At 41.7% G+C, this 24,271-nt stretch carries 25 protein-coding genes; 13 read left to right on the top strand and 12 right to left on the bottom strand.

Going from position 1 to position 24,271, the window contains the following annotated elements:
• Positions 1 to 382 precede the first annotated feature (382 nt).
• Complete coding sequence (locus tag EPL05_RS03090; RefSeq protein WP_128532035.1) at positions 383 to 1,141, top strand: metallophosphoesterase; 759 nt, start codon at positions 383 to 385, stop codon at positions 1,139 to 1,141.
• A 62-nt stretch (positions 1,142 to 1,203) separates the two neighbouring features.
• Here the strand turns inward: EPL05_RS03090 and EPL05_RS03085 are convergent, their stop codons facing one another.
• From EPL05_RS03085 to EPL05_RS03075, 3 genes are all read right to left on the bottom strand, one after another.
• Entirely contained in the window at positions 1,204 to 2,772 is a 1,569-nt protein-coding gene (locus tag EPL05_RS03085; RefSeq protein ID WP_128532034.1) for an RNA-binding domain-containing protein, read from the bottom strand.
• Positions 2,773 to 3,376: 604 nt separating this feature from the next.
• Positions 3,377 to 4,648: a tyrosine-type recombinase/integrase gene (locus EPL05_RS03080; RefSeq protein ID WP_128532033.1), complete on the bottom strand. Its 1,272-nt coding sequence runs from the start codon at positions 4,646 to 4,648 to the stop codon at positions 3,377 to 3,379.
• A 268-nt stretch (positions 4,649 to 4,916) separates the two neighbouring features.
• Positions 4,917 to 5,390: a hypothetical protein gene (locus EPL05_RS03075; RefSeq protein WP_128532032.1), complete on the bottom strand. Its 474-nt coding sequence runs from the start codon at positions 5,388 to 5,390 to the stop codon at positions 4,917 to 4,919.
• 418 nt (positions 5,391 to 5,808) lie between these two features.
• Between EPL05_RS03075 and EPL05_RS03070 the strand changes: the two genes are divergently transcribed.
• Positions 5,809 to 6,147 carry a hypothetical protein gene (locus EPL05_RS03070; RefSeq protein ID WP_128532031.1) on the top strand — a complete coding sequence of 113 codons (339 nt, stop codon included), beginning with the start codon at positions 5,809 to 5,811 and terminating at the stop codon, positions 6,145 to 6,147.
• A gap of 317 nt (positions 6,148 to 6,464) precedes the next feature.
• Positions 6,465 to 6,614: a hypothetical protein gene (locus EPL05_RS23865; protein ID WP_166727615.1), complete on the top strand. Its 150-nt coding sequence runs from the start codon at positions 6,465 to 6,467 to the stop codon at positions 6,612 to 6,614.
• 54 nt (positions 6,615 to 6,668) lie between these two features.
• Here the strand turns inward: EPL05_RS23865 and EPL05_RS03065 are convergent, their stop codons facing one another.
• The 4 genes from EPL05_RS03065 to EPL05_RS03050 all read right to left on the bottom strand — a co-directional run bounded on the left by EPL05_RS03065 (position 6,669) and on the right by EPL05_RS03050 (position 10,934).
• Positions 6,669 to 7,085 (bottom strand): hypothetical protein, encoded by a 417-nt coding sequence (locus tag EPL05_RS03065; RefSeq protein ID WP_128532030.1) that lies wholly within the window; start codon positions 7,083 to 7,085, stop codon positions 6,669 to 6,671.
• A gap of 40 nt (positions 7,086 to 7,125) precedes the next feature.
• On the bottom strand, positions 7,126 to 7,410 hold the full coding sequence (locus EPL05_RS03060; protein WP_128532029.1) for a hypothetical protein: 285 nt from the start codon (positions 7,408 to 7,410) through the stop codon (positions 7,126 to 7,128).
• 451 nt (positions 7,411 to 7,861) lie between these two features.
• Positions 7,862 to 9,967 (bottom strand): alpha-galactosidase, encoded by a 2,106-nt coding sequence (locus EPL05_RS03055; protein WP_128532028.1) that lies wholly within the window; start codon positions 9,965 to 9,967, stop codon positions 7,862 to 7,864.
• 109 nt (positions 9,968 to 10,076) lie between these two features.
• A complete protein-coding gene (locus EPL05_RS03050) occupies positions 10,077 to 10,934 on the bottom strand; it encodes a phytanoyl-CoA dioxygenase family protein (RefSeq protein ID WP_128532027.1) in 858 nt (285 codons plus the stop codon).
• A 119-nt stretch (positions 10,935 to 11,053) separates the two neighbouring features.
• Between EPL05_RS03050 and EPL05_RS03045 the strand changes: the two genes are divergently transcribed.
• The 10 genes from EPL05_RS03045 to EPL05_RS03000 all read left to right on the top strand — a co-directional run bounded on the left by EPL05_RS03045 (position 11,054) and on the right by EPL05_RS03000 (position 21,602).
• Complete coding sequence (locus EPL05_RS03045) at positions 11,054 to 11,923, top strand: AraC family transcriptional regulator (RefSeq protein WP_128532026.1); 870 nt, start codon at positions 11,054 to 11,056, stop codon at positions 11,921 to 11,923.
• A 70-nt stretch (positions 11,924 to 11,993) separates the two neighbouring features.
• Entirely contained in the window at positions 11,994 to 12,827 is an 834-nt protein-coding gene (locus tag EPL05_RS03040) for a sugar phosphate isomerase/epimerase family protein (RefSeq protein WP_128532025.1), read from the top strand.
• A gap of 177 nt (positions 12,828 to 13,004) precedes the next feature.
• Positions 13,005 to 14,207: a Gfo/Idh/MocA family protein gene (locus EPL05_RS03035; RefSeq protein WP_128532024.1), complete on the top strand. Its 1,203-nt coding sequence runs from the start codon at positions 13,005 to 13,007 to the stop codon at positions 14,205 to 14,207.
• 51 nt (positions 14,208 to 14,258) lie between these two features.
• Positions 14,259 to 15,161, top strand: a complete 903-nt coding sequence (locus EPL05_RS03030) for a sugar phosphate isomerase/epimerase family protein (RefSeq protein ID WP_128532023.1) — start codon at positions 14,259 to 14,261, stop codon at positions 15,159 to 15,161.
• A gap of 37 nt (positions 15,162 to 15,198) precedes the next feature.
• Positions 15,199 to 16,896, top strand: coding sequence for a GMC oxidoreductase (locus EPL05_RS03025; RefSeq protein WP_128532022.1), 1,698 nt, complete (start codon positions 15,199 to 15,201; stop codon positions 16,894 to 16,896).
• Between the two features lie 51 nt (positions 16,897 to 16,947).
• Positions 16,948 to 19,227: a glucosidase family protein gene (locus EPL05_RS03020; protein WP_128532021.1), complete on the top strand. Its 2,280-nt coding sequence runs from the start codon at positions 16,948 to 16,950 to the stop codon at positions 19,225 to 19,227.
• Between the two features lie 369 nt (positions 19,228 to 19,596).
• The gene (locus EPL05_RS24580; RefSeq protein ID WP_128532020.1) at positions 19,597 to 19,803 is read left to right on the top strand and encodes an Arm DNA-binding domain-containing protein; all 207 of its coding nucleotides are present in this window, start codon (positions 19,597 to 19,599) and stop codon (positions 19,801 to 19,803) included.
• 457 nt (positions 19,804 to 20,260) lie between these two features.
• Positions 20,261 to 20,581, top strand: coding sequence for an ArsR/SmtB family transcription factor (locus tag EPL05_RS03010; RefSeq protein WP_128532019.1), 321 nt, complete (start codon positions 20,261 to 20,263; stop codon positions 20,579 to 20,581).
• A complete protein-coding gene (locus tag EPL05_RS03005) occupies positions 20,578 to 21,078 on the top strand; it encodes an SRPBCC family protein (RefSeq protein ID WP_128532018.1) in 501 nt (166 codons plus the stop codon). Before EPL05_RS03010 ends, EPL05_RS03005 begins: the two co-directional genes overlap by 4 nt.
• A gap of 83 nt (positions 21,079 to 21,161) precedes the next feature.
• On the top strand, positions 21,162 to 21,602 hold the full coding sequence (locus EPL05_RS03000; RefSeq protein ID WP_128532017.1) for a VOC family protein: 441 nt from the start codon (positions 21,162 to 21,164) through the stop codon (positions 21,600 to 21,602).
• Positions 21,603 to 21,703: 101 nt separating this feature from the next.
• Here EPL05_RS03000 and EPL05_RS23860 read toward each other — a convergent pair whose 3' ends face one another.
• From EPL05_RS23860 to EPL05_RS02980, 5 genes are all read right to left on the bottom strand, one after another.
• Positions 21,704 to 21,865 (bottom strand): hypothetical protein, encoded by a 162-nt coding sequence (locus EPL05_RS23860; protein WP_166727592.1) that lies wholly within the window; start codon positions 21,863 to 21,865, stop codon positions 21,704 to 21,706.
• A gap of 238 nt (positions 21,866 to 22,103) precedes the next feature.
• The gene (locus EPL05_RS02995; RefSeq protein WP_128532016.1) at positions 22,104 to 22,673 is read right to left on the bottom strand and encodes a dihydrofolate reductase family protein; all 570 of its coding nucleotides are present in this window, start codon (positions 22,671 to 22,673) and stop codon (positions 22,104 to 22,106) included.
• Between the two features lie 50 nt (positions 22,674 to 22,723).
• Positions 22,724 to 23,215 carry an SRPBCC family protein gene (locus EPL05_RS02990; RefSeq protein ID WP_128532015.1) on the bottom strand — a complete coding sequence of 164 codons (492 nt, stop codon included), beginning with the start codon at positions 23,213 to 23,215 and terminating at the stop codon, positions 22,724 to 22,726.
• Between the two features lie 62 nt (positions 23,216 to 23,277).
• Positions 23,278 to 23,772, bottom strand: a complete 495-nt coding sequence (locus EPL05_RS02985) for an SRPBCC family protein (protein ID WP_128532014.1) — start codon at positions 23,770 to 23,772, stop codon at positions 23,278 to 23,280.
• Between the two features lie 10 nt (positions 23,773 to 23,782).
• Positions 23,783 to 24,088: an ArsR/SmtB family transcription factor gene (locus EPL05_RS02980; RefSeq protein ID WP_128532013.1), complete on the bottom strand. Its 306-nt coding sequence runs from the start codon at positions 24,086 to 24,088 to the stop codon at positions 23,783 to 23,785.
• Positions 24,089 to 24,271 lie beyond the last annotated feature (183 nt).

Raw genomic sequence — 24,271 nt, 5'->3', positions numbered from 1 at the left:
GAGTGGTCACATTCATCAGAATCTCCACAACAAAAATCAAGGGGGTAATTGAGGCAAAATATTGAAAAAATTGCTTCGGTGTCAAGTCACGAAACAATACAGAAGACAAAATGCCGGCATCATGATAACCGGTCTTTTCTGTAGGGCCCAAAACAAACTTTACAAAAGTTTGCCATCTTGCGGGCAGCAAATTATATTGCAAATATAATAAATTCAATCAATAGAAATGCTTAGGTATTGCTGTAATGGTAATTTTTATGTCAACTTATTTTAATATCGTTCCAATTTAAAAGCAATACAAATAAGTGAATTTAAAAGGCTAAGTCAGATAATTGTCTTGAATATTGATTTTAAAGCGCCCTTTTTCTAATTTTGAAACGCCATGATTTTACAGTACTGCTCCGATCTTCATTTAGAGTTCCCCCAAAATGAAGCCTATATAAAAGCTAACCCCATTAAGCCCATAGGCGACATTTTGATATTGGCTGGCGATATTACTTTGTTTACCAGGATAGACAGACAAAAGGACTTTTTTGATTATATCAGCGATCACTTTGAAGCAACCTATTGGATACCAGGGAATCACGAATACTATCAAAGTGATATTTCAAACAGATCGGGGTCATTTGAAGAAAAGATTAAAAGTAATGTGTCACTAATAAATAATGTGGTTAAAGAAATTGGCGCGCATCAGTTGCTATTTTCGACATTGTGGTCGTCCATCAGCTTGTTAAATGGCTGGCGGATAGAACGTAGCCTGAATGATTTTTATCAAATTAGTTATGATGGGAAGCGCTTTCAAATTCCTGACTATAATGATTTTCATGCAAACAGCCTTACGTTTCTACGTTCCTCTTTAGAAGCAGATACAACTGGCAAAAAAGTAGTGATCACACATCATGTTCCTACTTTTAAAAACTATCCTCCAGAATATAAAGGAGACTACCTGAACGAGGCTTTTGCAACGATATTGGATGATTTGATTTTAGATACCACGCCGGATTATTGGATTTACGGGCATCACCATCAAAATATTCCTGAGTTTAAAATAGGTCATACAAAATTGCTGACCAATCAGCTTGGCTACGTTCAGCGTAACGAGCATTCGCTCTACCATACCGATAAGTGTATTGAACTTTAGCATGTAACGGCACTACTGTAAATCCCTTTAACTCACGGCCAATAAATTTTATTGCAAGGATTTCAGGTAGCGGGGGCCGTATTGCTGGTTTGATACTTTTGATATTTACTGGAAAGTTTATCAGGTTCGGTAAGAGTGATATAACCAGCTTGTATTAGTGGTAAAATATGCAGGCGGTAATTTTTGGGCTGGTTCGAAATGCCGAGGTGATCGAATATATCTGCCCGGCTTTGGGGGTTTTGACAAAAGTTTAATATTTCCTTTTGTTTCGGGGATAACAAAATACCATCTCTATTACCATCCCTATTACCATCTCTATTACCTTCCTTATTACTTGCCACTTCCTTTTGGGCATCATCTATAAGAATAACATCGTTTTTAAAAGCAGGATGACAAAATATTTCTACTTCGAAAAAGGTACGTTCATCATCTGTGCGAAAAGATGGTTCAGGAGAGCCATTACGTTCCAAAACACGTTTAATAGTGGGAATACCTGTAGCACGGCCTTCCGTTAAATCGAGTTCCTTTAAAAAATCTCCTAAACGGCGGTTGCGGTAACGGCGCGGCCTTATCCTGCCGCTGATAAAATCTTCTTGACGGATAGAGCGATCAGGGCCACCATAATTAAGCAGCACGATGGATTCCGGTGAAACCCGGATTTCAACCTGCTCCCTCAGTTGATAATCACGATGAAATAATGCATTCGCCACAGCTTCTTCCAGTGCAGCGTAAGGGTAATTCCAAATACGGATTGCTTCGGCCTTGTCAGCTTGCTTAATGACTTTTTCCTTTAAAAAGTTTGTTTTTAATAAGTCCAGTGTCTTTCTGATTAAAGTAGGTACGGGGCCTGTAATACGCGGGTATTCAAGAAATTCCGATTCTCCTTCACCCCTTGGAAAATACACGACATCCACCCAGGTGGCAGGAAAGAATTTTTCCGGGTGTTCATTAAACATCATCAATGCCACATTCCGGGGAAAGCGGTGTTCGGGCGGGCCATCAACCAGGAGCATCTGTTCTAATATTACCGTTTTGGTATGCTGATCGGAAGTTTCCATCAATTTACTGCCTATCAGGCGCAAATGATCCTGAATGAGTACCATTGAAATATCATCTATGCTGGCATATTGATTAGAGCGGTCATCAAAAGGAATTTGGTTGGCCAGACTAATCAGTTCTTGCTGAGTTTCCATATCTGCAACAGCAGAACTGGCATACCTACGAACATAATAAGAATATCGTTTTTGTTTGGCCGTAATTTGTTCAGGCACTTCATAAGGGCGGTTAGAGCCACCGGGCACCCAAATAACTAAAATTTGCTGGCCATCCACAGTTTCAATAAAGAGTTTAGGATGGTAAACGGGGTTAATCAGGTTATTATACCCGATCATCTCTTTTTGAATAGAGGCAATCTTGGAGGCACTTAAACCTACAACGGGCCGCTTGGCAATCCCGCTTTCTTCTTCCACGCCAATCAGAATATAGCCACCACCCACATTTTCAAAATCATTCGCAAAAGCACAAATTGAACGGTATATAGCATCAGGATTCCACCCCTCTTTAAATTCGAGCCGTTCCGATTCAACAGAACGAGCGTTTAATAAATCTTCAATATTGACGTGTAATGGCATCTTGTAAAAATAAGCAGGAATGTCATAGTATCGAATTAAAATTTAATTCTCCATTTTTGAATCCGCGCAATAAATTTTTTATTGCAGTGTTATTTATTTATTGCTTTTTGAATGTAGCTAATTGTGAGATAGTTGCAAATTCTATTCTGGCCATTTTTAGGATCATTTATAGGTGCTAAATTCTAAAGAAATAGCAGAAGATTATAATGAGTCGGATATTGACTTTGATTGTCCAAAGCCAACTCTTCGGCTTTCCTATGCAAAGTATGATTTTTTTGTTGAGGGGTTTGAGTTTTGAGTTCTTATGGATGGTACGATAAACTGGGTGTAGTAAAAATTCCCAAATCCCATATTCACCAGTACCGCGAAGATAGCCACCGCCGGGTAAAAAGTAAAGGCCATGCAGAGCGGGCCATTTTGTTTTGTTTTTTAGCGGTGGCCCGGCCTTGACTATTTACCCGGCTCCCGCTTTTGGTTGCTTACATGGTGAAAATGGAATGGTGTGTTCTTGACTTGCATGGCGTATTGCACAGCGGGTCAAAAGCGTCCTTCCCTGTTTGTTTTCGATATGCCGCAAGTAGGTTGGTATTGATAAGAGGCCGTTTCAAACGGCCTCTTGAATTACTGTTGGTTTTGCTACTGTAAATTCCATAAGCTTTTCTGCCATGCTCTTTTTAGCATCATTTTCAAAGCCTTTCCAGTAGTTCTGTGTTGTGTTCATGGTTGTATGCCCCAAAGCTTCCTGTGCAAATTCCAGACCCATTGTACGGGTTGCCTGGGTAGTGAATGAATGGCGGGCTACCATCGTGCCCAATTTAAATGATAAGCCTAACTGATCGACCAATTTTTGCATGTGCTGGTTTACAAACCGGATAAAATTTTGGTTGACTCGATGCCGCTCTTTTGCTGACATGCCTGTCTGGAATATAGGAAACAAGTATTCATTAGGCTTACCTTTTTCGTTGGCATACTTTTTAATAAAATCTTTAATATAGCTGGTCAAGGGAACAACAATAGGTGTCGGGTCTTCCTTTGTAGTATTTTTCGTCTTGTGCCTTAAAAATGAAAAATAGGTGTCATGAATATCTTTAAACCTTAATTCAGCAATATCCCTGAAATTCATTCCGTTGCACTGGTAACTGAAAAACCAGAAATCCCTGGCCTTTAGCATAAAGCTATCTGTGGCATCTGCAATATACAAAGCGTTAAGATCAGGCGTTTCCAACGCCTTTTTTACATTTTTACCGTTAGGGATTTTATAGGTTTTAAAGGGATAAAGTTCAGGGGAAATGTCCCCGGCTGCAATTGCTTTATTAAAGATCGCCCTTAAATTACGCATATAAATGCCAACTGTTGTTTTGGAACTATTTTTGGAAATCATCCATTGTTCATATTTATTTAAAACTTCGGCTGAAAGTGCGGTAAAAGGAATATACGTAACCGGATTTTTTTTACCCTCACTCAAATAAGCCGTAATAGAATTAATGCTGCAATTGTAACTGGAAGCTGTGCCGATCTGCTCATTTTTGTCCAGTACCTTTACATAAGCAGCAAAATGGTCAATAACATTATTCGCGCTTGCTTTGGTACGGAACATCTTGCGTTCAAATTTTTCAAAAGTAAAGCTATCACCTAAATCCTTAGCCAGTTCTGCCGCTTTTTGTATAATAGCATCCAACTCAATTTTAAGTTCCTTAAGTTCTCCTCTTGGCTTGGCAGCCAAATAAGATTGTTCAAACTGTTCATTGCTCAATTTGTAATCAGTTTTATACCACCGTTCCATTTTTGCGGTAAAATAAACGTGTAGTTTTAAAGGGTAAGTGCCATCTTTCAATGCCCGCCTTGTGTCCAGATATAAAGAAACTTCTGCTTTCATGATTTTAATAATTAAATGTATAAATTTGCAGAAACAAACAAAATGTAAGCATCGCAATAAATGAAATAAAATGCTGATTTATAGTGCGATTTACTAATACAAATATAAGAAAAACGATTGAATTATTTGCAGAAAATTTGCAGAAAAATGGACAACAAATCGCAAAATATCACAAATTACCCAATAATGAAATATTCATAAATTGTTGATTATCAATACATAACAATGAATTACAAAATACCAATAATGTGTAAAATATGACTGTTAATCAGAGGGTCCCTGGTTCGAGTCCAGGCTCAGGAGCCAGAATGGGCAAGCACGAAAAATCGGTCGCTTGCCCTTCTTTTTTACCCGCTATTTTTCTGTTTATCAAGTAGATACAAGAATAATTTACTTGTAAAGCGGTTCGATGTTGCAATTCCTCGAAAGTGAATTTTTGGGGGTACATCGAACCAATTAATTCACGCTTTGCAGAAGTATTTGATTTTGAATAGATTGTGTTCAACTGTGTCAATTTGGTAATTGCTCTCCTAAGTATCGGTTCTATGTTTTCAGCCTTAGAGTTCACTGCTGCCGCCTCTGCCAACTTCGCTTCCAGTACGTTTATCTTATATTCATTTTCAGACTTAATGGTTTTGTAATCCGCGCCGTCTATGTCGCCGTTCAAAAGTAACTCCCTTGCTTTGGCAATGCGGCTGTTCAGGTCGTTGATCTCTTTAAGCAGTTCCGAGCGGGAGATCAATTGCGTAGTGTTTTGGCTTTGTAAGTATCAGCGATAACTTCTGTAAATAGTTCTGCATAATTCTCTTCGATGGTAAACTCCTCTATCACCTCATTAAATACTTTGTTTACCTCTTCAGCCTTATATCTGCATACGCGGCTTTATCAGGTGCTCCAAGTGTAGAGGCTTTTTTTGTTTAATTCAAGCCTCAGATAGTACTTTGATAGTACATAGTTAGTACAAACAGGTAGCCATAATCTTGTTTGCTGTAACTGACACCTGCGGGGGACACTAAAAAACTGCATCCTTCTGATTTGTGCTGAAACTCTGATAAACATGTAAGATATAGCACAAACTTCCAATAAGCATGCATTTCTACTTAATTAATTTGGTTTCAAGCTTTTAGTATTTGCTTTGCGCACATTAAAAAATTTGATTTATGAGTAAAAAATTTTACCTGTTATTAACTTTATCAGTTATTTCGTTAGCGGGCCGTGCGCAAACGCAAAAGGGCAATCAGCTATTAGGTGGCTCCTTATCATTAAGTACTGCGAGTGGCACCAACACCGAATATAGCTCGGTACCAGGGAGCGCTCCGGATGTGTTTAACGACAAAACGCACAGCTTTAGCATTGGGCCGTCATACAGTTACTTTTTGGCTAACAACCTTGACCTGGGCGCTTCTCTCGAGTATTCATCCGGCAAACAAACATTTGCGCTGCCTAATGTAGCACCACCACACTCAATAGCAACCTACAGGAGACAGCAGGCGAATTGAAAGGTGTAAGCGATAGTAGATTGAACGAAAGCATCGCCACCGCGCGCAATAGTACCCGGGTGGAAAAGAAATTAAAAACCGTTGATTCGAAGTCATCATTCGGGGCATGGTCATGGGTTGCGGGGCTGGTAATACTTGGTGCTCTGGCGGTTTTTCTTTGCTGGCACGGTATCGTCATGTAAGCTACTGGAAACGCATTTTCAAATGATCAACACTAATAAAATCCAAATGAAAAATACAAAAATTCATCTCTGGTCTATCGTTTGTTTATTGATGTTGGCTTGCAATAGGGAACCGCAGAGACCTTTTCCAATAGCATGCTAATCGAGACAAGCTCAGCCTTTGATACCAATGAAACATCCGAATTAAAAATTAAGAAGATCATCGAGATGGTAAAAGCGAGCGATACTTACGATTCCTTTGAAACTATCGCAAAGGATAATTTTATATTTGGTCAACAAGTATGATTTAAGTTGCTCTGATACCATTTGTTATTGATAAGGCAAAATATACTGCCTGTACTAATAATTAACTATATTTTTGTTTTTCTGCAGCCAGAACACATTTCCATTAGTTAATTTAAGCAAATCGATAGGTTCTGCTATTTCTTTTGGATGATATTTAGCTTCTACTCTTATGAATTGCTGTAATAATAGTTCCGTATGATCTGGTGGGATGTTAAACGTTGCTGATTCCGCCTTCGTGAAGTTACCAGAATTTAAATGATCGCTTATACCCAGTGTGTACATTGGGTTTAATACCTTTAATTCATAAGAGTAAGGTTTTATTGCAATATTTTCACCCACGATCACCATAGAAAAACTGGCAATTTTAACATATGCCTTTCCATTAAGATAATAGCAAAATGCAACATCACCTAAACGATTGTGTACCCAGTAATTAAAATCGGCTTCTTTTGTTCTTTTAGCCTGTTTCATAATAAATGTGTAATACAGGGCCATATTTTTTTTAAAATCGTTAATCGCTATCGACGGCCACAAACTTTTTTAAGCTTTTTGTAGATACACTCATCAGGCCGCCATCATCGTGCCCAGCTATTGCATAAAAAACATTACCTACATTGTGTATTTTACAAACAGTTTGAAAAATATTTGATGTTAACTTCCCGTTTTTAAAAATACTGTAGTTTCTCCGGCTGTCGGCTGCAATATAAATATCATTCCCTTTCAGGTAAATAATTATACAAGTAGCCTTACTAAACACGGGTAATAGCAGGCAAATCAGGACTATTAATTTTTTCATGATTTAGATTTAATTTTCTAATATCCTGAAAAAATCTGATATAAAATATTGTCTTTTGTATCGTCGACGGTGCTATAAGTACAATAACAAAGTTTAAACAGGCTGCGCGGCAACCATACTATCATTTTTGCCACAGGGCTTCTTTTGTTAGGGTTGAATAATTCCGCTCAAGAAACGCTCATTATAAAACAGCAAAGCCCCTCCTATTGATAGGAGGGGCTTTGCTTGTGATCCCTATTGGACTTTTTTCGAACCATTTGATGGAAAATTTAAAGCGTATCGCTGAAAGTTTTTAGACGGTCGAGCCCAGCCTGGGGAGCCACAATGGGCAAGCACGGTAAAACGGTCGCTTGCCCTTCTTTTTTGCCGAATATTTTGCTGTTAATTAAGTAGATAATATTACCCATTTTTATTTTCAGAATGTAACTCGAGTGTTACGTTTAATCTGGAATTATTTTCTCAATTGCCGAGTTCCTTTTTGAATGCAGTAATAATATAGCACATAACTATTCGGCTTTGGTAAAGTAACATTCAATTCGCCACGCGAATTAGTTGTTATGATCTTATTGTCTCCGATGCCCATAACAGGTTTCAGTAAGATTTTTTTTCCAACCGGCAACCAGGTTTTTATCAACGCCTGGCTCAACTCATTCCGCTCCCTAATCAATAACAAATAACCGTCTGTTTTTTTTATGGATTGAAACCCTGTCCAAGAGGTTCCCGAGGGCTGGTTCCCAATTGGAAATATCTGCCCGGCATGTATATCGGCTTGTAAACTACGATACTTATTTATCACCAGAGCAACGGCAAACGCTTTTTCAGGCAGCCCCGTAGCTTCCATCCAGGCTAAAGGCTGTGCCATCATTGTTATCGCAAATTCATATTCCAGGCTATTTTTATAAGGGGCAAGCGAATCATCTGCTGCATATTTATCCGTATTACGGTAATTATTCAGAAACTCGATTTGGAGATTTTGAGCAGGAACATATTTGGAAAGCATCCATAAATTTCTCAGGGTAGTATAAGGATAATAATTACCCCAGTCGGTATATCTATTTTCCAAAAATATGTTACCATACGTATTAAAATAATGATAGCCATTTCGTCGCCCTGTGGTTACATCGAGATTGAAAACTGCCTGATTGTTTGTCACGGCCATTACCGTGTCAAACATCTTACGAAGATTCACTTCTCCTTTTTTGTCGATGATCTGCACACCGTCAATTTTGAAGGTGCGAATACCATAAGTTTTGTACAAACTGATTAGCGCTTCCGCATCATTTTTCCAGTGGATATAGCTACTATCTTTGCTTGGATTAAACCATAGACAAATTTCTATACCCAGTTTTTTGCCCAGATCTACAAGCGGTGCCAATCCATTTGGGAATTTTATTGGATCCGGCTTCCAGTAATTGGGATTATCCCAAATATTGGTTAGCGTACCTCCCTTAAAAGCAGAATTTGATGAGCGGCCCGATTGCCATCCGTCATCAACCTGGAAGTGGGTAATGTGCAAGCGATGTGCCGCATGCAGCTCTTTTATAGTAAATGCTTCGCCGATATGTTTATCCTGGCTGCGGTCTCCCCAGGTATTCATCATGATCATTTCATCCCGCCCGGGTTGATGAACACGAACCTTTTCCTGGTAAGATCGCAGTGCTTGTAAACGCCCTAACGCACCGCCGCTTGTAACACCGGTTACTATGCCATAACAGCGCGTCCACTTATCAGGGGTTATATCATTAGGACTAACGCCAAAACCAACAGCCTCTATGCTACCCGTGCGGGCCCTGAAATCAAAGCCCGGATAAGCTAACTGTACATCCGATGAGGGAGCTTCTTTTAAAATAAACAGGCCCTGATCGCCTGTTAATTCATCAGCAAAAAGCAAGTTACCTGCCATCCGGCTTTCCGCGCGATAAATTAATTGTTCATTTTCCTGAACAAACGTATTGTTACGATCTGTAATATCAAAAAATTTTACGGTATGTAAATTCCAGTGCGTCCCCGGCAAAGCGAGAGTTTCCATAACCGGTACCTTTTCTTCTTTCGTGATTTGTTCGTCGTTGGTTTCAATATTATGCAATTCACCATTATTAACCATCTCATTAGACCATTTACCGGTAACATTGCCCCGTAGATAGTAATCACAAGCGATAGCAGGGCAATTTTCATAGATCTTGAATACTCTCTTAACTTCCAGGGTGCCTAATTTTACATAAACCTCTGCTTTTAAAAATGCGGGGGATATGCTGTTTGCCGGTATACTTTCAACTTTAAAGCTACCGTTAGCCGGTTTACCTGCACCGGGGAAAGCATTATCGGCATTGCCGCCAGCCAACTCCCACTTTCGCCCCGTGGTTTTATCCGTTAAAGAAATGCTTTTTATAGCTCCCTCATTCCATTTATAACTGCGGCAGAGCTTGCTATTCTCCAGCGTAAGTGTTCCATCTTTAAGTGTTGCTTTACAATCACTCAGCTGCCCTGAAGGCGTTTGGCAAAACGCAGACACAGTAATAAAAATTAAATTAAACACCAAAAGGATTTGTTTTTTCATTAGTAAACGTCATTGGTAAATGGTGACTAAACTAATATTTAATTGAAGTACATCAAATTAATCGGGGTTTTACGGAGGATGTTTTACACAAGATGAAAACGGACGTGTGCTAAACAGTTTTAACTTTATTCTCCCAACCAGTTTCTTTCAATGCCGGGTCATTTTCTTTTACTAAAAAATCAACTGCAGCGGCGTCAGAAGTTTCCCATTCCAAAATTGCATTATCAGGAACTATTTTTACCGGCGTTTTCCATGATGTAGAGTTTTCGCTATAAGCGAGGTTGGATTGCGAACTGTAGCAGGAAATGATGGACCAGCGTGGATGGTCCGAAAGATTTGCCTCAGAGCGGTGAAGCAGATTACTATGAAATATAAGCGCGTCACCCGGCTCCAATTCGCAATAAACCAATTCCATGGTTTTCAAAGCGTTCTCCACCATCACCATATCTGCACCCACCTGTTCGCCCGAAAAACCGTGGTTAACCCTGCCTAATTTGTGAGACCCTTTAATTACTTGTAAACCGCCATTTGCCCTATTAGCCGGAGTGAGCGCGATCATCACACTGATCAACTGGTCCGGGAACATAAATTGGTTTTTATACCAATAGCCATAATCCTGGTGCCACTCCCACGCTCCGCCAACTTTAGGTTCTTTTTGCATCAATTTGGAATGAAAGTGACATACCGGGGCTGTGCTATCCAATAGAGACGCAACCGATGTCACCATTTTTTCGCTTCGCGTTAAATATCCAAATACATTATCGCCGGGCGTAAACCATAACGAAAGCTTTGTCTTCTTGCCGGTCTGGTCGTTCAGGTCAAGCGCGTTTTTTTTCATGGCATCATCCTGTAATGCTGTCTGGTACAACTTTTCTGCTTCCGGCCGGCTGCAAAAACCTTTTATTACGATATAGCCATCTTTATTATAGGCCGCTATTTGGTTGGTGGATAATTGGGTATTTGACATAATTGGATTTATTGTTAAACAAATTTACTTGCAATGGCAAAAAACATCCACAACAAGGCATGCTGAAAATGATACTTTCCTAACATTGTATTTTTCCCTATCATTACAAAAAATTTAAAATGAAACCCGTACTTGAATATTTACCAAGGGAGGAGGAAGAATCATTCGTAGTAAAATATTTCGATTATGATTATTATCCTACGCCCTGGCATTATCACCCCGAATATGAGCTTGTGCTGGTAACCGAAAGTACCGGCAAGCGTTTTATAGGGGATAATATCAAAAGCTTTAGCCCGGGCGATCTTGCGCTGATCGGCCCGAATGTGCCGCATTTATACCGTAACGACCCGCCCTATTATCAACCCCAATCGGGCGTAAGGGCAAAATCTATTGTTATACATTTCCTGGCGAGTTCAATAGGCGACGATTTTTTGGCTTTGCCTGCCTGTAGAAAGATAAGGGAACTTTTAAGTAAATCGGCGATGGGGCTTGACATTAAAGGCAAAGCAAATATTATGGTGGCTGAACAAATGCATCAATTATTGGAACTAAAAGGCGTTCCGCGGCTATTGAAACTGCTTGACATTTTGAACACACTCGCAGAAACAAAGGACAAAAGGCACATCTCTAATCAGCTGGTAAAAGGCGAGAATGATAGGGAATCTGAAAGGTTGAACAAGGTATTTGAATACGTTATGAAAAATTTCCTGTCGGAGATCAGTATTACAGATGTTGCCGGCCTGGTGCATATGGCAGAAAATTCGTTTTCACGGTATTTTAGCCAGCGTACCCGCAAAACGTTCTCAGCCTTCGTGAACGAAATAAGGCTTAGCCACTCCTCCAGGTTGCTGGCTGATACCGACAAAAGCGTTTCGGAAATCTGCTTTGCATCAGGGTTTAATAATCTGTCCAACTTTAACAGGCAATTTAAAAGCTTATATGGATTAAGCCCTTTAGCATACAGAAACCAATACATCGTTAAGGCATAATCTAACACAAAGCAACAAAGGTGCCCTTAATTCAACTAACTTTTCTAATCTACAAATAAACGATCTATATATGAAAATTCTGTTTTTTTGCCCGAGGTGGGGCTCGGAAAACCTGCCCTGGGATATCTTTTTTAAGAAAGTAAAGGATGCTGGTTACGATGGTGTTGAAATGGGCTTCCCGCCCACGTTGACATCCGAAGAAAGGTCGATCATTATGAAGGGTCTTAAACAATATAACTTGTCATTCATAGGGCAGCACTGGCAAACAGTCGATCAGGATTTCCATACGCATCTCAGGGTTTACGAAGAAAATCTACTCAGTCTTGTTTCCGGCAGTCCGCTGTTTATTAACTCGCAAACAGGTAAAGATCATTTTACAATGGATCAAAATCTGCAATTAATTAAACTCGCCGATGAAATTAGCAGCAAAGCCGGCATCCATATCATACACGAAACGCATCGCGGTAAATGGAGTTTTGCAGCGCATATTACAAAAGCCTACCTCGAGCAACACCCGGGAATCAGGATCACCCTGGATATTTCACATTGGTGCAATGTGGCGGAAACCTATCTGGAAGACCAGCCGGAGGCCGTCGAACTGGCCATAAACCATACGGATCATCTCCATGTTCGTATCGGGCACACCGAAGGGCCGCAAGTGCCCGATCCGAGAGACTCCCTTTGGGCGGATGCCCTGCAACACCATTTGGAGTGGTGGGATCGCGTGATTAAACTGAAGCGCCAACAAGGGTCCTCTGTTTTTACGGTCACTCCGGAATTCGGCGCACCTCCCTATACAACGCTTTTGCCTGGTTCGCATCAGCCTATTGCCAGCCAGTGGGATATTAATGTGCACATGATGGAAATTTTAAGAAAACGGTATTCTACTATTGATGAACGTTAATGTTAGAAAAGTATCATTTCAGAACAGCTACAAGGTAGTTTACATCAACTAAATGCAGGTATTTTGAGTTGTTAAATCAACTAAATCTCTCTCATTGTTTCCCGAGTTCAACTTGCCGGGCAAAACTGGCAAGTTGTGGGGAGGCAAAATGATTGACCTGAATTATTCTGAAATTTTATGAAAATAGCAATACTTGGATCGGGATTTATTGCCCGGTTTTATGCGGATACACTCGCTGGCCAGCGTAGAAAAGACACGCTGCACGTTGTTTACTCACGCACTGAAGCCAATGCCGAAAAATTTGCGACGGACTACCAAGTGCCACATTTTTTTACGGATATGGCGCAAGCGGTTAACCATCCCGAAGTTGATGTAGTAATAATCGCGCTTGCCAATCACCTGCACCTGGCAGCGATTGAGATTTGTGCTCAAGCCCATAAGCATGTTTTATGCACCAAACCATTGGGCCGCACGGGCGAGGAAGCCAGGCTAATGATGGAATTGGTGGAAAAAGCCGGCATTATGGGTGGCTATCTGGAGGACCTCTGCTATACCCCTAAGTTTTTAAAATCGCTGGAAAGTGTAAAAAACAACAGCATTGGCCGGGTGCTGTGGGCAAAATCAAGAGAAGCCCATCCGGGGCCTCACAGCGACTGGTTTTGGGATAAGGAAAAATCGGGCGGTGGCGCTATTATCGATCTGGGTTGCCATTGTATAGAGATTGCCAGGAATTTTATTGGAAAAGGCATTAAACCGGTTGAGGTAATGTGCTGGGCCGCAACCCAGGTGCACCCCATAGCCGCCGAAGATCATGCTATCGGATTAGTAAAATACGCTAATGGCGCAATAGGTCAGTTTGAAGTAAGCTGGTGCTTTCGCGGCGGGATGGATTTGAGGGACGAAGTGATGGGAACAGAAGGAACCATTTGGTTAAATAGCTTTTTACGCACCGGTTTCGAAATGTTCAGCACCGGCAAGGGAACAGGATATGTAGCCGAAAAAACGGAGTCTAATAGCGGCTGGCTTTTCCCGGTTGGCGATGAAGTGCATGAATTAGGGTACAGCCACATGTTTACAGACATGTTTGAAGCCATTGAGCACCACCGTGAACCTTCAGAAACTTTTTATGACGGATACGTCGTTAACTGCCTCATTGATGCAGCCTACAAATCTGCAGCATCGGGTAGCTGGGAGCCTGTTGATTTGCCCGTGTGGCGTGGTACGGAAGCAGAAGCACATTCGATAAGCTACCATGACTATGACGAGCATCATTACCTCATCAAGGAAGAGATATTGCCGGATGGAAACATCAGCCGTATCCTCAAAGATAAGACTACGGGTGTTGTCAGTAAGATCAGCATCGTTACCTCAGAAGTTTAACTCCTTTAGCGAATGGCTTTAAGCCTTTCATCAAATTATTAACAAAGTTATATGAATCAATCACGCCGCCGCTTTATAAAAAACTCATCCGCCCTGCTTGCTGGTGCGGCATTAACACACACTACCTTCGCCGGCAACTTTAAAACATCTGTGCCTGTTAGCGGCCACCTATGGATTTATGCCAGCAAATATTCGCCCGAAAGCGGCTATGATTGCACCCCGGTACTCGAAACAATTTTCGGCGATTTCAAATATGCCGGTATAGATGGCTTGGAATTGATGGAGGCCATTTTAAGGCACGATGACGCAGTACAAAAATTGCTCGACCTAAGCGGCAAATACAGCGTGCCGGTAACCGGCAGCAGCTACGGCGCAGATATGTGGAATAAAAGCAAGCATACCCAAATACTGGACGATGTAGATCTGATTACCCAAAGATTGCACCAGGCAGGCGGTAAAACATTTGGCATATCGGTAGGTAACGCCGGCCGCGTAAAAACTGAAGATGAACTGGATGCACAGGCTGCGCTTCTAAAAGACGTATGGAAGGTTTGTAAGAAAAACAAAATCCAACCCAACCTGCATAACCACACCTACGAGGTTGAAAATAATATGCACGACCTAAAAGGCACCATAGCACGTATTCCGGGTATAGCACTGGGACCAGACCTTAACTGGCTGGTGAGAGCGGGCATCGACCCGGTTACTTTTATTCAGACCTACGGCCATCAAATGGTGTATATGCACATCCGCGATCAGAAAGCTGATGGTAAGTGGACTGAGGCGGTTGGGGATGGAGTGATTAATTTTACAGCCATCGCCGATGCGTTAAAAAAGGTGAATTTCAAAGGCAGGGCCGCTATTGAACTTGCTTTCGACGCGCCACCCGTTAACCCAATAAAGGACGACTGGAAGAAAAGCAGAATGTATGTAAGAGACACTTTTAGTTGGTAACTGGTATAATCATTAAAAGAAATTGGTCAATAATAGTATGCCAAACATTAATACAAAAGGCACCGAACAACACACCTTTGACGCCATAGTTGTAGGATCCGGCATGAGTGGCGGATGGGCTGCAAAGGAACTTTGCGAAAAAGGCCTTAAAACGCTGGTTTTAGAGCGTGGCAGGAATATCGAACACATCAAAGACTATCCTACCGCCACCATGACACCTTGGGAATTTGAGCATCACAACAATCTTACGCTAAAGGATAAAGAAGAAAACCCCATTGTTTCCAGGTGCTACGCTTATACCGAAGCAACCAGGCATTTTTTTGTAAAAGACAAGGAGCACCCCTACATTCAAATAAAACCTTTCGACTGGATAAAAGCCTACCAGGTAGGAGGCAAATCATTGTTGTGGGGCAGGTGGACCCAACGCTGGAGCGACCTGGACTTTGAAGCTAATTTGAAAGAAGGCATAGCGATTGACTGGCCCATCAGGTACAAAGATATAGCACCCTGGTACTCTTACGTTGAAAAATTTGTAGGCATCAGCGGCAACCGCGATGGCATCCCTCATTTGCCCGACGGAGAGTTTCAGCCGCCGATGGAAATGAATAGTGTAGAAAAACACTTTAAGCAAGCTGTGGAAAAGAGCTACCCGGAGCGGCATGTTATTATCTCAAGAACGGCCAACCTTACAAAGGGATTAAAAGGAAGAGGACCCTGCCAGTACCGGGACATGTGTTTTAGGGGATGCCCGTTTGCGGGCTATTTCAGCAGCGTTTCGGCTACCCTGCCCGCAGCGAAAGCCAGTGGCAATTTGGTTTTACGGCCGTTCTCAGTAGTGCACTCCATCATTTACGATGAGAAGAAGCAAAAAGCGACAGGCGTAAGAGTAATTGACGCAAATACGCACCAAATGTCCGAGTATTTTGCGAAGATCATATTCGTAAATGCAGGAACATTGAATACAACCCTGATCTTGAAAAATTCAATATCAGCTTCATTTCCAAACGGATTGGGGAACTATAGCGGGGTATTGGGTCACTTCCTGATGGATCATAATTACCGCGGTAGTGTAACCGCCGAATATGAAGGCTTGCAAGATAAATATACTTATGGCAGAAGGCCTACCGGTATATACGTACCGCGCTTTACCAACCTAAACGGTGATAAGCACGCGGAATATATCCGTGGGTTTGCCTTTGCTGGCAGCGGTTTCAGGGCAACCGGGAACGTGCAAGAGCAAAGCATCGGGGCGGGCTATAAAGACGCGCTCACAGAACCGGGAAACTGGCAGATGCACATGGTGGGCATGGGCGAATGTTTGCCCTATCATGATAATAAAGTAACGCTTAGCAAAGACAAGCAAGATTCATGGGGCATGCCCTTATTGGAAATAGACTGCTCTTATAAAGAAAACGAGCTTAAAATGCTTCAGGATATCCTAAACAATGGGCAGGAGATGCTGGCAACCGCAGGTTTCAAGAATATAACTATAAAAGATTCTGAGCAGGCACCCGGTTTAGGCATCCACGAGATGGGAACGGCCCGCATGGGCAAAGACTTAAACACCTCTGTGCTAAATGAGCATAACCAGGTTTGGGGAGCGCCAAATGTTTTTGTGACAGATGGTGCTTGCATGACATCAACTGCCTGCCAAAACCCCTCCTTAACCTATATGGCTTTAACCGCGCGGGCGGTTGATTATGCGGTAGCAGAATTAAAAAGAAACAATATTTGATCAGGCGCTTACTTGCTTTAGCGGTTTGCATAACTACATAAACCGCAGAAAATGCTTAGAAAAAACATCTTATTCCTTTTAGTTTTTGTTGCCTCGTTGTTACCCGGCAATGCACTTTTTGCACAGGGTATAGGTTCCTGGTCATTTACTAAAGCTGGGTTGCCGTGCTATGAATATACAGGCAGATTACCTTTCATAGTTGCTGACAAGAACGGAAAAGATGCCGACCAGCCCGAAGATCCGTTCTTTTTGCTCGGAAATTATAGAATGGCCCTGATCACTCATGCCAGCGGTGTATACCAGTTTTTCACGGCAGAACGTGCCTGGGCCAGGGTCAATAGCGCAAGCCAAACCAATTACGGTGCTAACGAGGCTGATGTAACTATCAGTAATTCCGGAGGAGCAAAAAGGATTCGGTTAACCGGCATCAACTCTATTGCATCGGACAGTGTGCTTACCCATAAATATTTTGGTGTCGGGTTCGCTCGTTACACTTATCAACTGGATGATGGCGTGGCTTGTACACGTGTCTTATCCGTTAAACCGTCTCAACATATCAATACCGGCAACCCTTCGTTCGTAATAACCGTCACCATAAAAAATGGTGGTAAAGCAGTCAAGCACTTGATTTATCGGGAGCGAATGCGGGTAAATTACGTGATGAACTCGTTACAATATACCGACCCGGGAAAACGGCCGATTGTTTACCCGACTGATATGAGGGTTGACCAGGCAGGACAGATTGGCTTGGCCGTAATAACTGCCAAAAAGAACAGCTTTTTGCCTACACCCGGCAAAAATGAGCGTTTTATTTATGACGTAGCACCACCGGCAGTTTTCATGTATGCCAGAAATTTCAACAGTTCATATCATTCTGAAGTAAGAGTCTCGAAAGACACCTTATCTTCGGTGGTAACTACATCCCTCAAACCCGGGGAAAGCAAAATATTCCAGGTAGTAATTGGGTTAGCCGATGGCAAATCCTACGCGGATATAAGTAAACAAGTAAATGAATTGCTGCTTGGCACTGACCAAAAAAATCCGGAAAATGGATTATACGCAAATCAATGGAAAAGCCGGTTGCCTGATTTATCCTTAGAAAAAAACGAAATTTTAAAGCGTGAGATGCTTTGGAATGCCCACATGATGGAAGCTTCGGCTAAATACAGCAGCTATTACAAAGAAACTTTTATACCACAGGGGACGGTATATAGTTACTACTTCGGCGATAATATTTCTAACAGGGATCATTTGGCGGCAATATTGCCTCTCTGTTATACCAACCCCGAACTGGCGCGTTCAGCTATACGGTATGTAATGGCGCACACTGAATCGGATGGCGAACTCAAGCGTGGTAATACAGGCTACGGCTATTCACAACCATCTTTTTTTAAAGAAAGCGACGAGCAGCTATACTTTTTTAATACCCTGGCCGAATATCTGCTTATAACCAAAAACTATTCATTTTTAAATGAGCGGGTAACGCTATATCCAGCTGAGACCGGCCATAAAGAAGTAGTGCTTAATGTTGTAAAGAAATACTTCATTTATTTAAGGGACGAGATAGGCCAAGGGCCCAACGGGTTGGTTAGAATGTTGAATTCAGATTGGAGCGATAGCTTTTTTCATAAATATTCGCCAAATGTATACGGTGGGTCTGCCGAATCGCACCTTAACAGTGCGATGCTATTAGCAGTATTTCCTAAACTAACCGAAGCACTGAAGCTTTCAGGGAACCCGGCGGCAAAGGATTTGATCATCGCTATGGAAAAGTACCGGGTATCTATAAGCGATGCCTTTATGGAGGATCTGGGTGACCGGAAATTTGCAGCGAGAGCTTACCTGAGCAAAGATTTGAAATTTGGCCTGGACAATGTATGTATAGAACCGCAAGGTTATTTGCTTCAGATACCAGGTTTACCTGTAGAACGGAAAAAACAGATTTACGAATATGTAAAAAGCAAATTACTAACACCGGAAAAGATTGGTATAAGAACGCGGGAGAAACCACTTTGGGGTGGTAACCCTGACGGGGAAGACGGTGGCATATGGTATTCGCTTGAATACCCTGTTCTATTGGGTGTCGCTACTTTTGATAAAGTGGAAGCCCGGCGTTTGTTATTGAAATTTTCTTTCGACAACTTCGCTAAACAATACCCCAACTACTGGGTAGGGCAATGGACCGCACCCGATGAAATGAACTCAACTTTATCCAGGGAGGGTCTATATGCCTTCTGGGTACCCTCACCTGACCGTAAAAGAGCCTTTCAGGGATATTGTTCTCATCCGCATACCTGGCCATTGTTCTGTTATTTTAAGTTGAAAAATTAGCAAATCAACATATGTACAACTGAATGAATTTGGAAAACCTTCGCTTTCGTTCTCAATAGTTGATTTTAATATAATGTAATTTAAAAGGTAAGTTGGCAAGCCCCCTACCAGTACCCTTTAACAGAATTGATCTAATAAATGGGTTACGAAATCGAAACCCGCCTCAGCAACCGGCAATTCATTTAAAAGTTTCAATTGCGCCATCAAATGGTTCGAATTATGCCCAGTCTGGGGAGCAAAACAAAGCACTTACATCATTTCCGATGTAGGTGCTTTTCTCTTTTAGGGCTTTACGCCCAGTAAGAAATAGTGTGATGGTGAGCCTTTATGCAATGTTTGGTTTGAATATAGTTTGAGTATATATCATACATGTGGTTAATCACCACATCAATGATACAATTAAAAGTAATCTTAGATAGGAGGAAGCCAAAGACCAACGGCACTTGCCCTATTTACTATTGGATAACAGAAAAAAAGAAAGTAGCTTACATCTATACTGGGTTTCTATTGTACCCACCCAATGGGATGATACTAAGAACCAAGTTAAGAAGTCTAATCCCATGCGCAGACTATTAACACCTCAATTAGTAAGTGTTGCTTTGAATTGCAGAAAGCAGTCATGAGTTAGAAGACGAAGCGGTATTCTCATTAGATAGGCTGCAAAGTAAATACTGTTAGCAACTGCCTATGTACAATAGGGGCGATTTATAATAAGACTATTAAATTGAAGATTGTAGATAAGAAATATTATCCATTCAGCGACATCGCCATCAAAACTGAGAAGACAGCAAAACGAGCGTTTAGTAAGTCTACTATCGCGTCTATTTAGGAACTATTGCTTTTGGATAATACACCTATATGTAGGGCAAGAGATTATTACATGTTGTCATTTTATTTGATAGGAATAAACTTTACAGATATAGGGCTACGGCGGTAAAACAAAACCGTAAACTGAATTGAAAATAAATTTGCGCAACTCAAAAGTTGCGTATATATTTGCAACCCGTAGGTTGCTTAATTGAACGTTTGTAAAATGAAACAAGATATATTCCAGGCCATAGCCGACCCAACACGCAGGGCTATTTTAACTTTAATTGCTATACAGGCGTTAACACCAAATGCTATGGCAGAAAAATTTGATATGAGCCGGCAGGCAGTATCCAAACATATTAAAGTATTACACGAATGCCAATTGATTAAACCTGCGCAGGCTGGCAGGGAAATTTATTATCACTTTAATGCGAAAAAAATGCAGGAGTTTGATAATTGGTTAGCACAATTCAGGCAAAACTGGGAAACTCAATTTAATCAACTCGACGAAGTTTTATCAACACTTAAAGAACAGAAAAAATGAACAACCACTTACTATTTGATTTTACAGTTGATAAACCGGCCAAAACTGTATATATAACCAGGGAATTTAATGCCGGGTTATATTTGGTGTGGGACGCATTTACTAAACCCGAATTATTGGACCAGTGGGGCGCTCCTGCACCTATGCGCGCCAAAACCAAGTATATGGATTTCAAAGTTGGCGGGCGAAGGTTTTACGCGATGATAAGCCCCGACGGGCAGGAGCGTTGGGCGGTTCAGGAATTTACCTCCATTACGCCGAAAACCAATTTTAAGATGTACAACGCTTTTGCAGATAAGGACGAAAATCGCGAACTGCCGGGTTCTGACTGGGATTACAATTTTAGCGAACAAAACGGTATAACTAAAGTGGACATTACCATTTATAATGAATCGTTTGAGCGGTTGGAAAAATTACTGGAGGGCTTCAAAATAGGGTTTGCCATAACATTAGGAAACCTGGAGAATCTGTTGACGGCCTTATCGCAGAAATTATAAGAGGGAAATCATCAACCACTTTAGCAACGGGCAGATAACCCGGAGAATAAGAAGAAAAAAACTAACAAATTAAAAATAAAATTATGAGAACAATTAATCCCTGGATCAACTTCAACGGAAACACCGAAGAAGCATTCACTTTTTACAAATCAGTTTTTGGCGGAGAGTTCACAAAGATCATCCGTTTTAAAGATCTATCGGGCCCCGAATTTCAGGTAGCCGAAAATGAAGCAAATAAAATAATGTATATTGGTTTGCCACTTGGCAAACACAATGTGCTAATAGCCAATGATGTCCCCGAATTTATGGGACCGACAAACGAAAATGAAAACAGGTCTAAAATATCAGTTAGTGCCGAAAGCCGTGAAGAAGCAGACAATGTATTTAACGGATTATCTGCAGGCGGAGATGTTGAAGGGCCAATCGGCGACACTCCCTGGGGTACATACGCCGGAATGTTTAGAGACAAATACGGCATAGAATGGATTGTGGAATTTGACCCAACTGATAGCAGGCAAATTTAACCGAAGAAAACTACGAACGTCGAATAATAATTCAAAAGCCTCACAGCAATGTGAGGCTTTTTTGTTTGGATGAATTATTGCGCTTATATTTTTTATCCTGATTACACCGAAGCAACCTGGTTAACTGTTTTTGACAGCCGAAATGCTGCAAGCAGGTAATAAAAGGCGCCGAAAGCGGCATACCCCGCTGAGCTTGCAATTCCCTTTGTAGGGTCGTAAGCCAGGATGATGAAAGAAGTGCCGCCTATGATTAGACTGGCCACCGCTGATGATCCTCCCTAAGCCGGATCAGGAAGCGTATAAAAAAAAAGGCTGAATGAGCTATTTGCAATAATTAGGAAGTGATTTCTATTGATTGTAATTAGCTTACAGCAACCGCCGCGATGATTATATCCTTTAATTAAGTGAAAGGGTATTTGAAAAGCTCAATTAATAGCAAAGCCCCACACGTCTGCTGACTTTGCATTTATGACACTGTTTTTTTTGACTGGTGCAATCCGGTTATTTTTTCAATGCTCCCAGGTGTTTATAAGTGTTGAGAAGCACGCCCGTTGGCGTGGCCACGCTGCTAACAAATGCGAGTTCGCACGCGTTAAAGCTGTCTGAAACGAGGCGTTTACCCCTGCCCAGCAATACCGGATAAACAATCATCACAACCTCATCTGCCAACCCTTGGTCCAGCAACTCCGAAGTCAGTGTTAAACTTCCTGAAACGATGAGATCCGGCCCATCTGTTGCCTTGAGCGCGCGAATACCCTCTATGGCATCTGCCCCAAGGTACTGTACCGGGCCCCATTCAAGGCCGTCGGGCCTGTGGGTTGCTACGTATTTGGTCGCCGTGTTCAGAGCGTCTGCCATGGGGTTGCCCCCTGCCTTAGGCCAAAAGCCCGACCAAGCATTGTAGGTGCCGCGGCCAAGCAGGAGATCGAAACTTGTGCCGTATGCCTCGAGGAGGGAGGCTAACCCTGCCGGGGTTCTATATGGTGCTGTCCATCCGCCATACTCGTAACCTTCATTGTGTTCACTTACGCCGTCCAGCGAGATGTGTTCAAAAATTCGGATCTTTCTCATTTTGTTTGTTATTAGTTTAGTTTTTTGTAGCATTTAAAACGGAGATGAGCCTATTCCGAAGCAAGCAATTCATCCAGTTGGTTAAGGCCCATAGTAAAGCCGCCTTCAAAGCCCATTTCCACTAACATTTTTATATCGGCTTCCTGATCAAAGGTTAGGTCTACTACCACTTTGGTTTTATCGCCTTCGGCTACAAATTTGTTATCCCAATGCGCTGCCGGCGCGTCTGGCAATGTGTTGCCGTCCTCATCGCAGAAAATGGAATCGGCCGCAAATCTGCTTCCATCTTCGATATCGGTAAACTTTACGTAGCTCCAGTGCTTTTGACCTTCCGGGCCCACCATGGCATACAGCCAGGCACCGCCCACTGTAAAATCCATCGATTTGGTTTTTACGAACCATGGTTTTGGTCCCCACCATTTTTCCAGCAGGCTTGATTCTGTCCAGGCTTTCCATACTTTTTCAATTGGCGCATTAAATTCGCGTACGATGTGAATTTTTTTACTCGCAATGTCTTTCTCAAATACCATGTTGCTTTTCATCTTTAAAGTTTTAAATCGTTTATTATTTAGTCTGATTGGTTCCAAACTCTTGTTTAGTATTCTTATTTTATGGTCAAAAACTCGTCCAGTTGGCTAAAGGTCATTGTGGTGCCTTCTTTAAAGCCACCTTGAGCGAACATTTTTATGGTTGATTCTTCTTCGAAGGTGATCACCGAATCTACCCTGGTTCTGTTACCGTCAACAGTTGTGAATTTAGTATCCCGGTAAGATTTTGGCCCATCAACAACCGGGTTTCCCTCTCCATCACAAAACATACCCGTTGATGAAAAGGCACTGCCATTTTCTATCGCGGTAAATTTGGCGTACACCCAATGTTTCTGGCCCTCGGTACCAACCATAGCGTAAAGCCATATTCCACCAACGGTAAAATCCATAATTTTGGTTTTGGCCGTCCACGGTTTTGGCGCTATCCACTTTTCAAGCAGGTCAGCCTCTGTCCAGGCCCTCCAAACTTTTTCAACCGGCGCGTTAAATTCGCGTGCTATATGAATCGTCTTGGCAGCCATGTCTGTTTCGAACACAAAATTGTTTGTCATGTTTTTTGGTTTATAAGTCTTTTAATAGGTCATCTAATTGGTTAAAGCTGTCCTCCCACATCTTGCGGAAACGTTCCAGCCAAATATCTATTTCCTTCATTTTCTCGGGGTTAAAGTGGTAATAAATTTCTCTGCCGTTCTTTTTCTGTATCAGTACCTCACACTCAGTCAGGATCTGGATATGTTTAGATATCGTTTGCCGGGTACTATCAAAGTGCTCTGCTACAGCATTAGGTGTCATGGCGCCTAATGCCAGCAAAGTCAAAATGGCTCTGCGGGTAGGGTCGGCAATGGCTTGGAAAATATCTCGTCTCATAATTACTTGCAGTTGATTGACTGCAAATATATATGCAGTCAATCAACTGCGCAAGATTTTTTGAAAATATTTTTTGGCGAACGAAAAGGAGTTGGGTTGCGAGGGCTGATACCTGATTTAGCTTAGCGTTTTTTTATTTTGAAATAAAACGCAATTCGTAACAATAGAGGTGCGGTTTACTCT

Origin of the sequence: Mucilaginibacter gilvus (assembly GCF_004054195.1) — a bacterium.
Taxonomy (GTDB): domain Bacteria; phylum Bacteroidota; class Bacteroidia; order Sphingobacteriales; family Sphingobacteriaceae; genus Mucilaginibacter; species Mucilaginibacter gilvus.
Note: the sequence above shows the minus strand (reverse complement) of the source record. Positions and strands in the feature narration are given on the sequence as shown.

Excerpts from the sequence above, each read along its gene's own strand:
- EPL05_RS03055 (WP_128532028.1), bottom strand. The coding sequence starts at position 9,967 with ATGAAAAAACAAATCCTTTTGGTGTTTAATTTAATTTTTATTACTGTG.
- EPL05_RS02980 (WP_128532013.1), bottom strand. The coding sequence starts at position 24,088 with ATGAGACGAGATATTTTCCAAGCCATTGCCGACCCTACCCGCAGAGCC.
- EPL05_RS23865 (WP_166727615.1), top strand. The coding sequence starts at position 6,465 with ATGCTAATCGAGACAAGCTCAGCCTTTGATACCAATGAAACATCCGAA.
- EPL05_RS02985 (WP_128532014.1), bottom strand. The coding sequence starts at position 23,772 with ATGACAAACAATTTTGTGTTCGAAACAGACATGGCTGCCAAGACGATT.
- EPL05_RS03020 (WP_128532021.1), top strand. The coding sequence starts at position 16,948 with ATGCTTAGAAAAAACATCTTATTCCTTTTAGTTTTTGTTGCCTCGTTG.
- EPL05_RS03010 (WP_128532019.1), top strand. The coding sequence starts at position 20,261 with ATGAAACAAGATATATTCCAGGCCATAGCCGACCCAACACGCAGGGCT.
- EPL05_RS02990 (WP_128532015.1), bottom strand. The coding sequence starts at position 23,215 with ATGAAAAGCAACATGGTATTTGAGAAAGACATTGCGAGTAAAAAAATT.
- EPL05_RS03035 (WP_128532024.1), top strand. The coding sequence starts at position 13,005 with ATGAAAATAGCAATACTTGGATCGGGATTTATTGCCCGGTTTTATGCG.
- EPL05_RS03030 (WP_128532023.1), top strand. The coding sequence starts at position 14,259 with ATGAATCAATCACGCCGCCGCTTTATAAAAAACTCATCCGCCCTGCTT.
- EPL05_RS03050 (WP_128532027.1), bottom strand. The coding sequence starts at position 10,934 with ATGTCAAATACCCAATTATCCACCAACCAAATAGCGGCCTATAATAAA.
- EPL05_RS03070 (WP_128532031.1), top strand. The coding sequence starts at position 5,809 with ATGAGTAAAAAATTTTACCTGTTATTAACTTTATCAGTTATTTCGTTA.
- EPL05_RS03085 (WP_128532034.1), bottom strand. The coding sequence starts at position 2,772 with ATGCCATTACACGTCAATATTGAAGATTTATTAAACGCTCGTTCTGTT.
- EPL05_RS03025 (WP_128532022.1), top strand. The coding sequence starts at position 15,199 with ATGCCAAACATTAATACAAAAGGCACCGAACAACACACCTTTGACGCC.
- EPL05_RS03045 (WP_128532026.1), top strand. The coding sequence starts at position 11,054 with ATGAAACCCGTACTTGAATATTTACCAAGGGAGGAGGAAGAATCATTC.
- EPL05_RS03060 (WP_128532029.1), bottom strand. The coding sequence starts at position 7,410 with ATGAAAAAATTAATAGTCCTGATTTGCCTGCTATTACCCGTGTTTAGT.
- EPL05_RS03080 (WP_128532033.1), bottom strand. The coding sequence starts at position 4,648 with ATGAAAGCAGAAGTTTCTTTATATCTGGACACAAGGCGGGCATTGAAA.
- EPL05_RS03000 (WP_128532017.1), top strand. The coding sequence starts at position 21,162 with ATGAGAACAATTAATCCCTGGATCAACTTCAACGGAAACACCGAAGAA.
- EPL05_RS03090 (WP_128532035.1), top strand. The coding sequence starts at position 383 with ATGATTTTACAGTACTGCTCCGATCTTCATTTAGAGTTCCCCCAAAAT.
- EPL05_RS02995 (WP_128532016.1), bottom strand. The coding sequence starts at position 22,673 with ATGAGAAAGATCCGAATTTTTGAACACATCTCGCTGGACGGCGTAAGT.
- EPL05_RS24580 (WP_128532020.1), top strand. The coding sequence starts at position 19,597 with ATGTGGTTAATCACCACATCAATGATACAATTAAAAGTAATCTTAGAT.
- EPL05_RS03005 (WP_128532018.1), top strand. The coding sequence starts at position 20,578 with ATGAACAACCACTTACTATTTGATTTTACAGTTGATAAACCGGCCAAA.
- EPL05_RS03065 (WP_128532030.1), bottom strand. The coding sequence starts at position 7,085 with ATGAAACAGGCTAAAAGAACAAAAGAAGCCGATTTTAATTACTGGGTA.
- EPL05_RS03040 (WP_128532025.1), top strand. The coding sequence starts at position 11,994 with ATGAAAATTCTGTTTTTTTGCCCGAGGTGGGGCTCGGAAAACCTGCCC.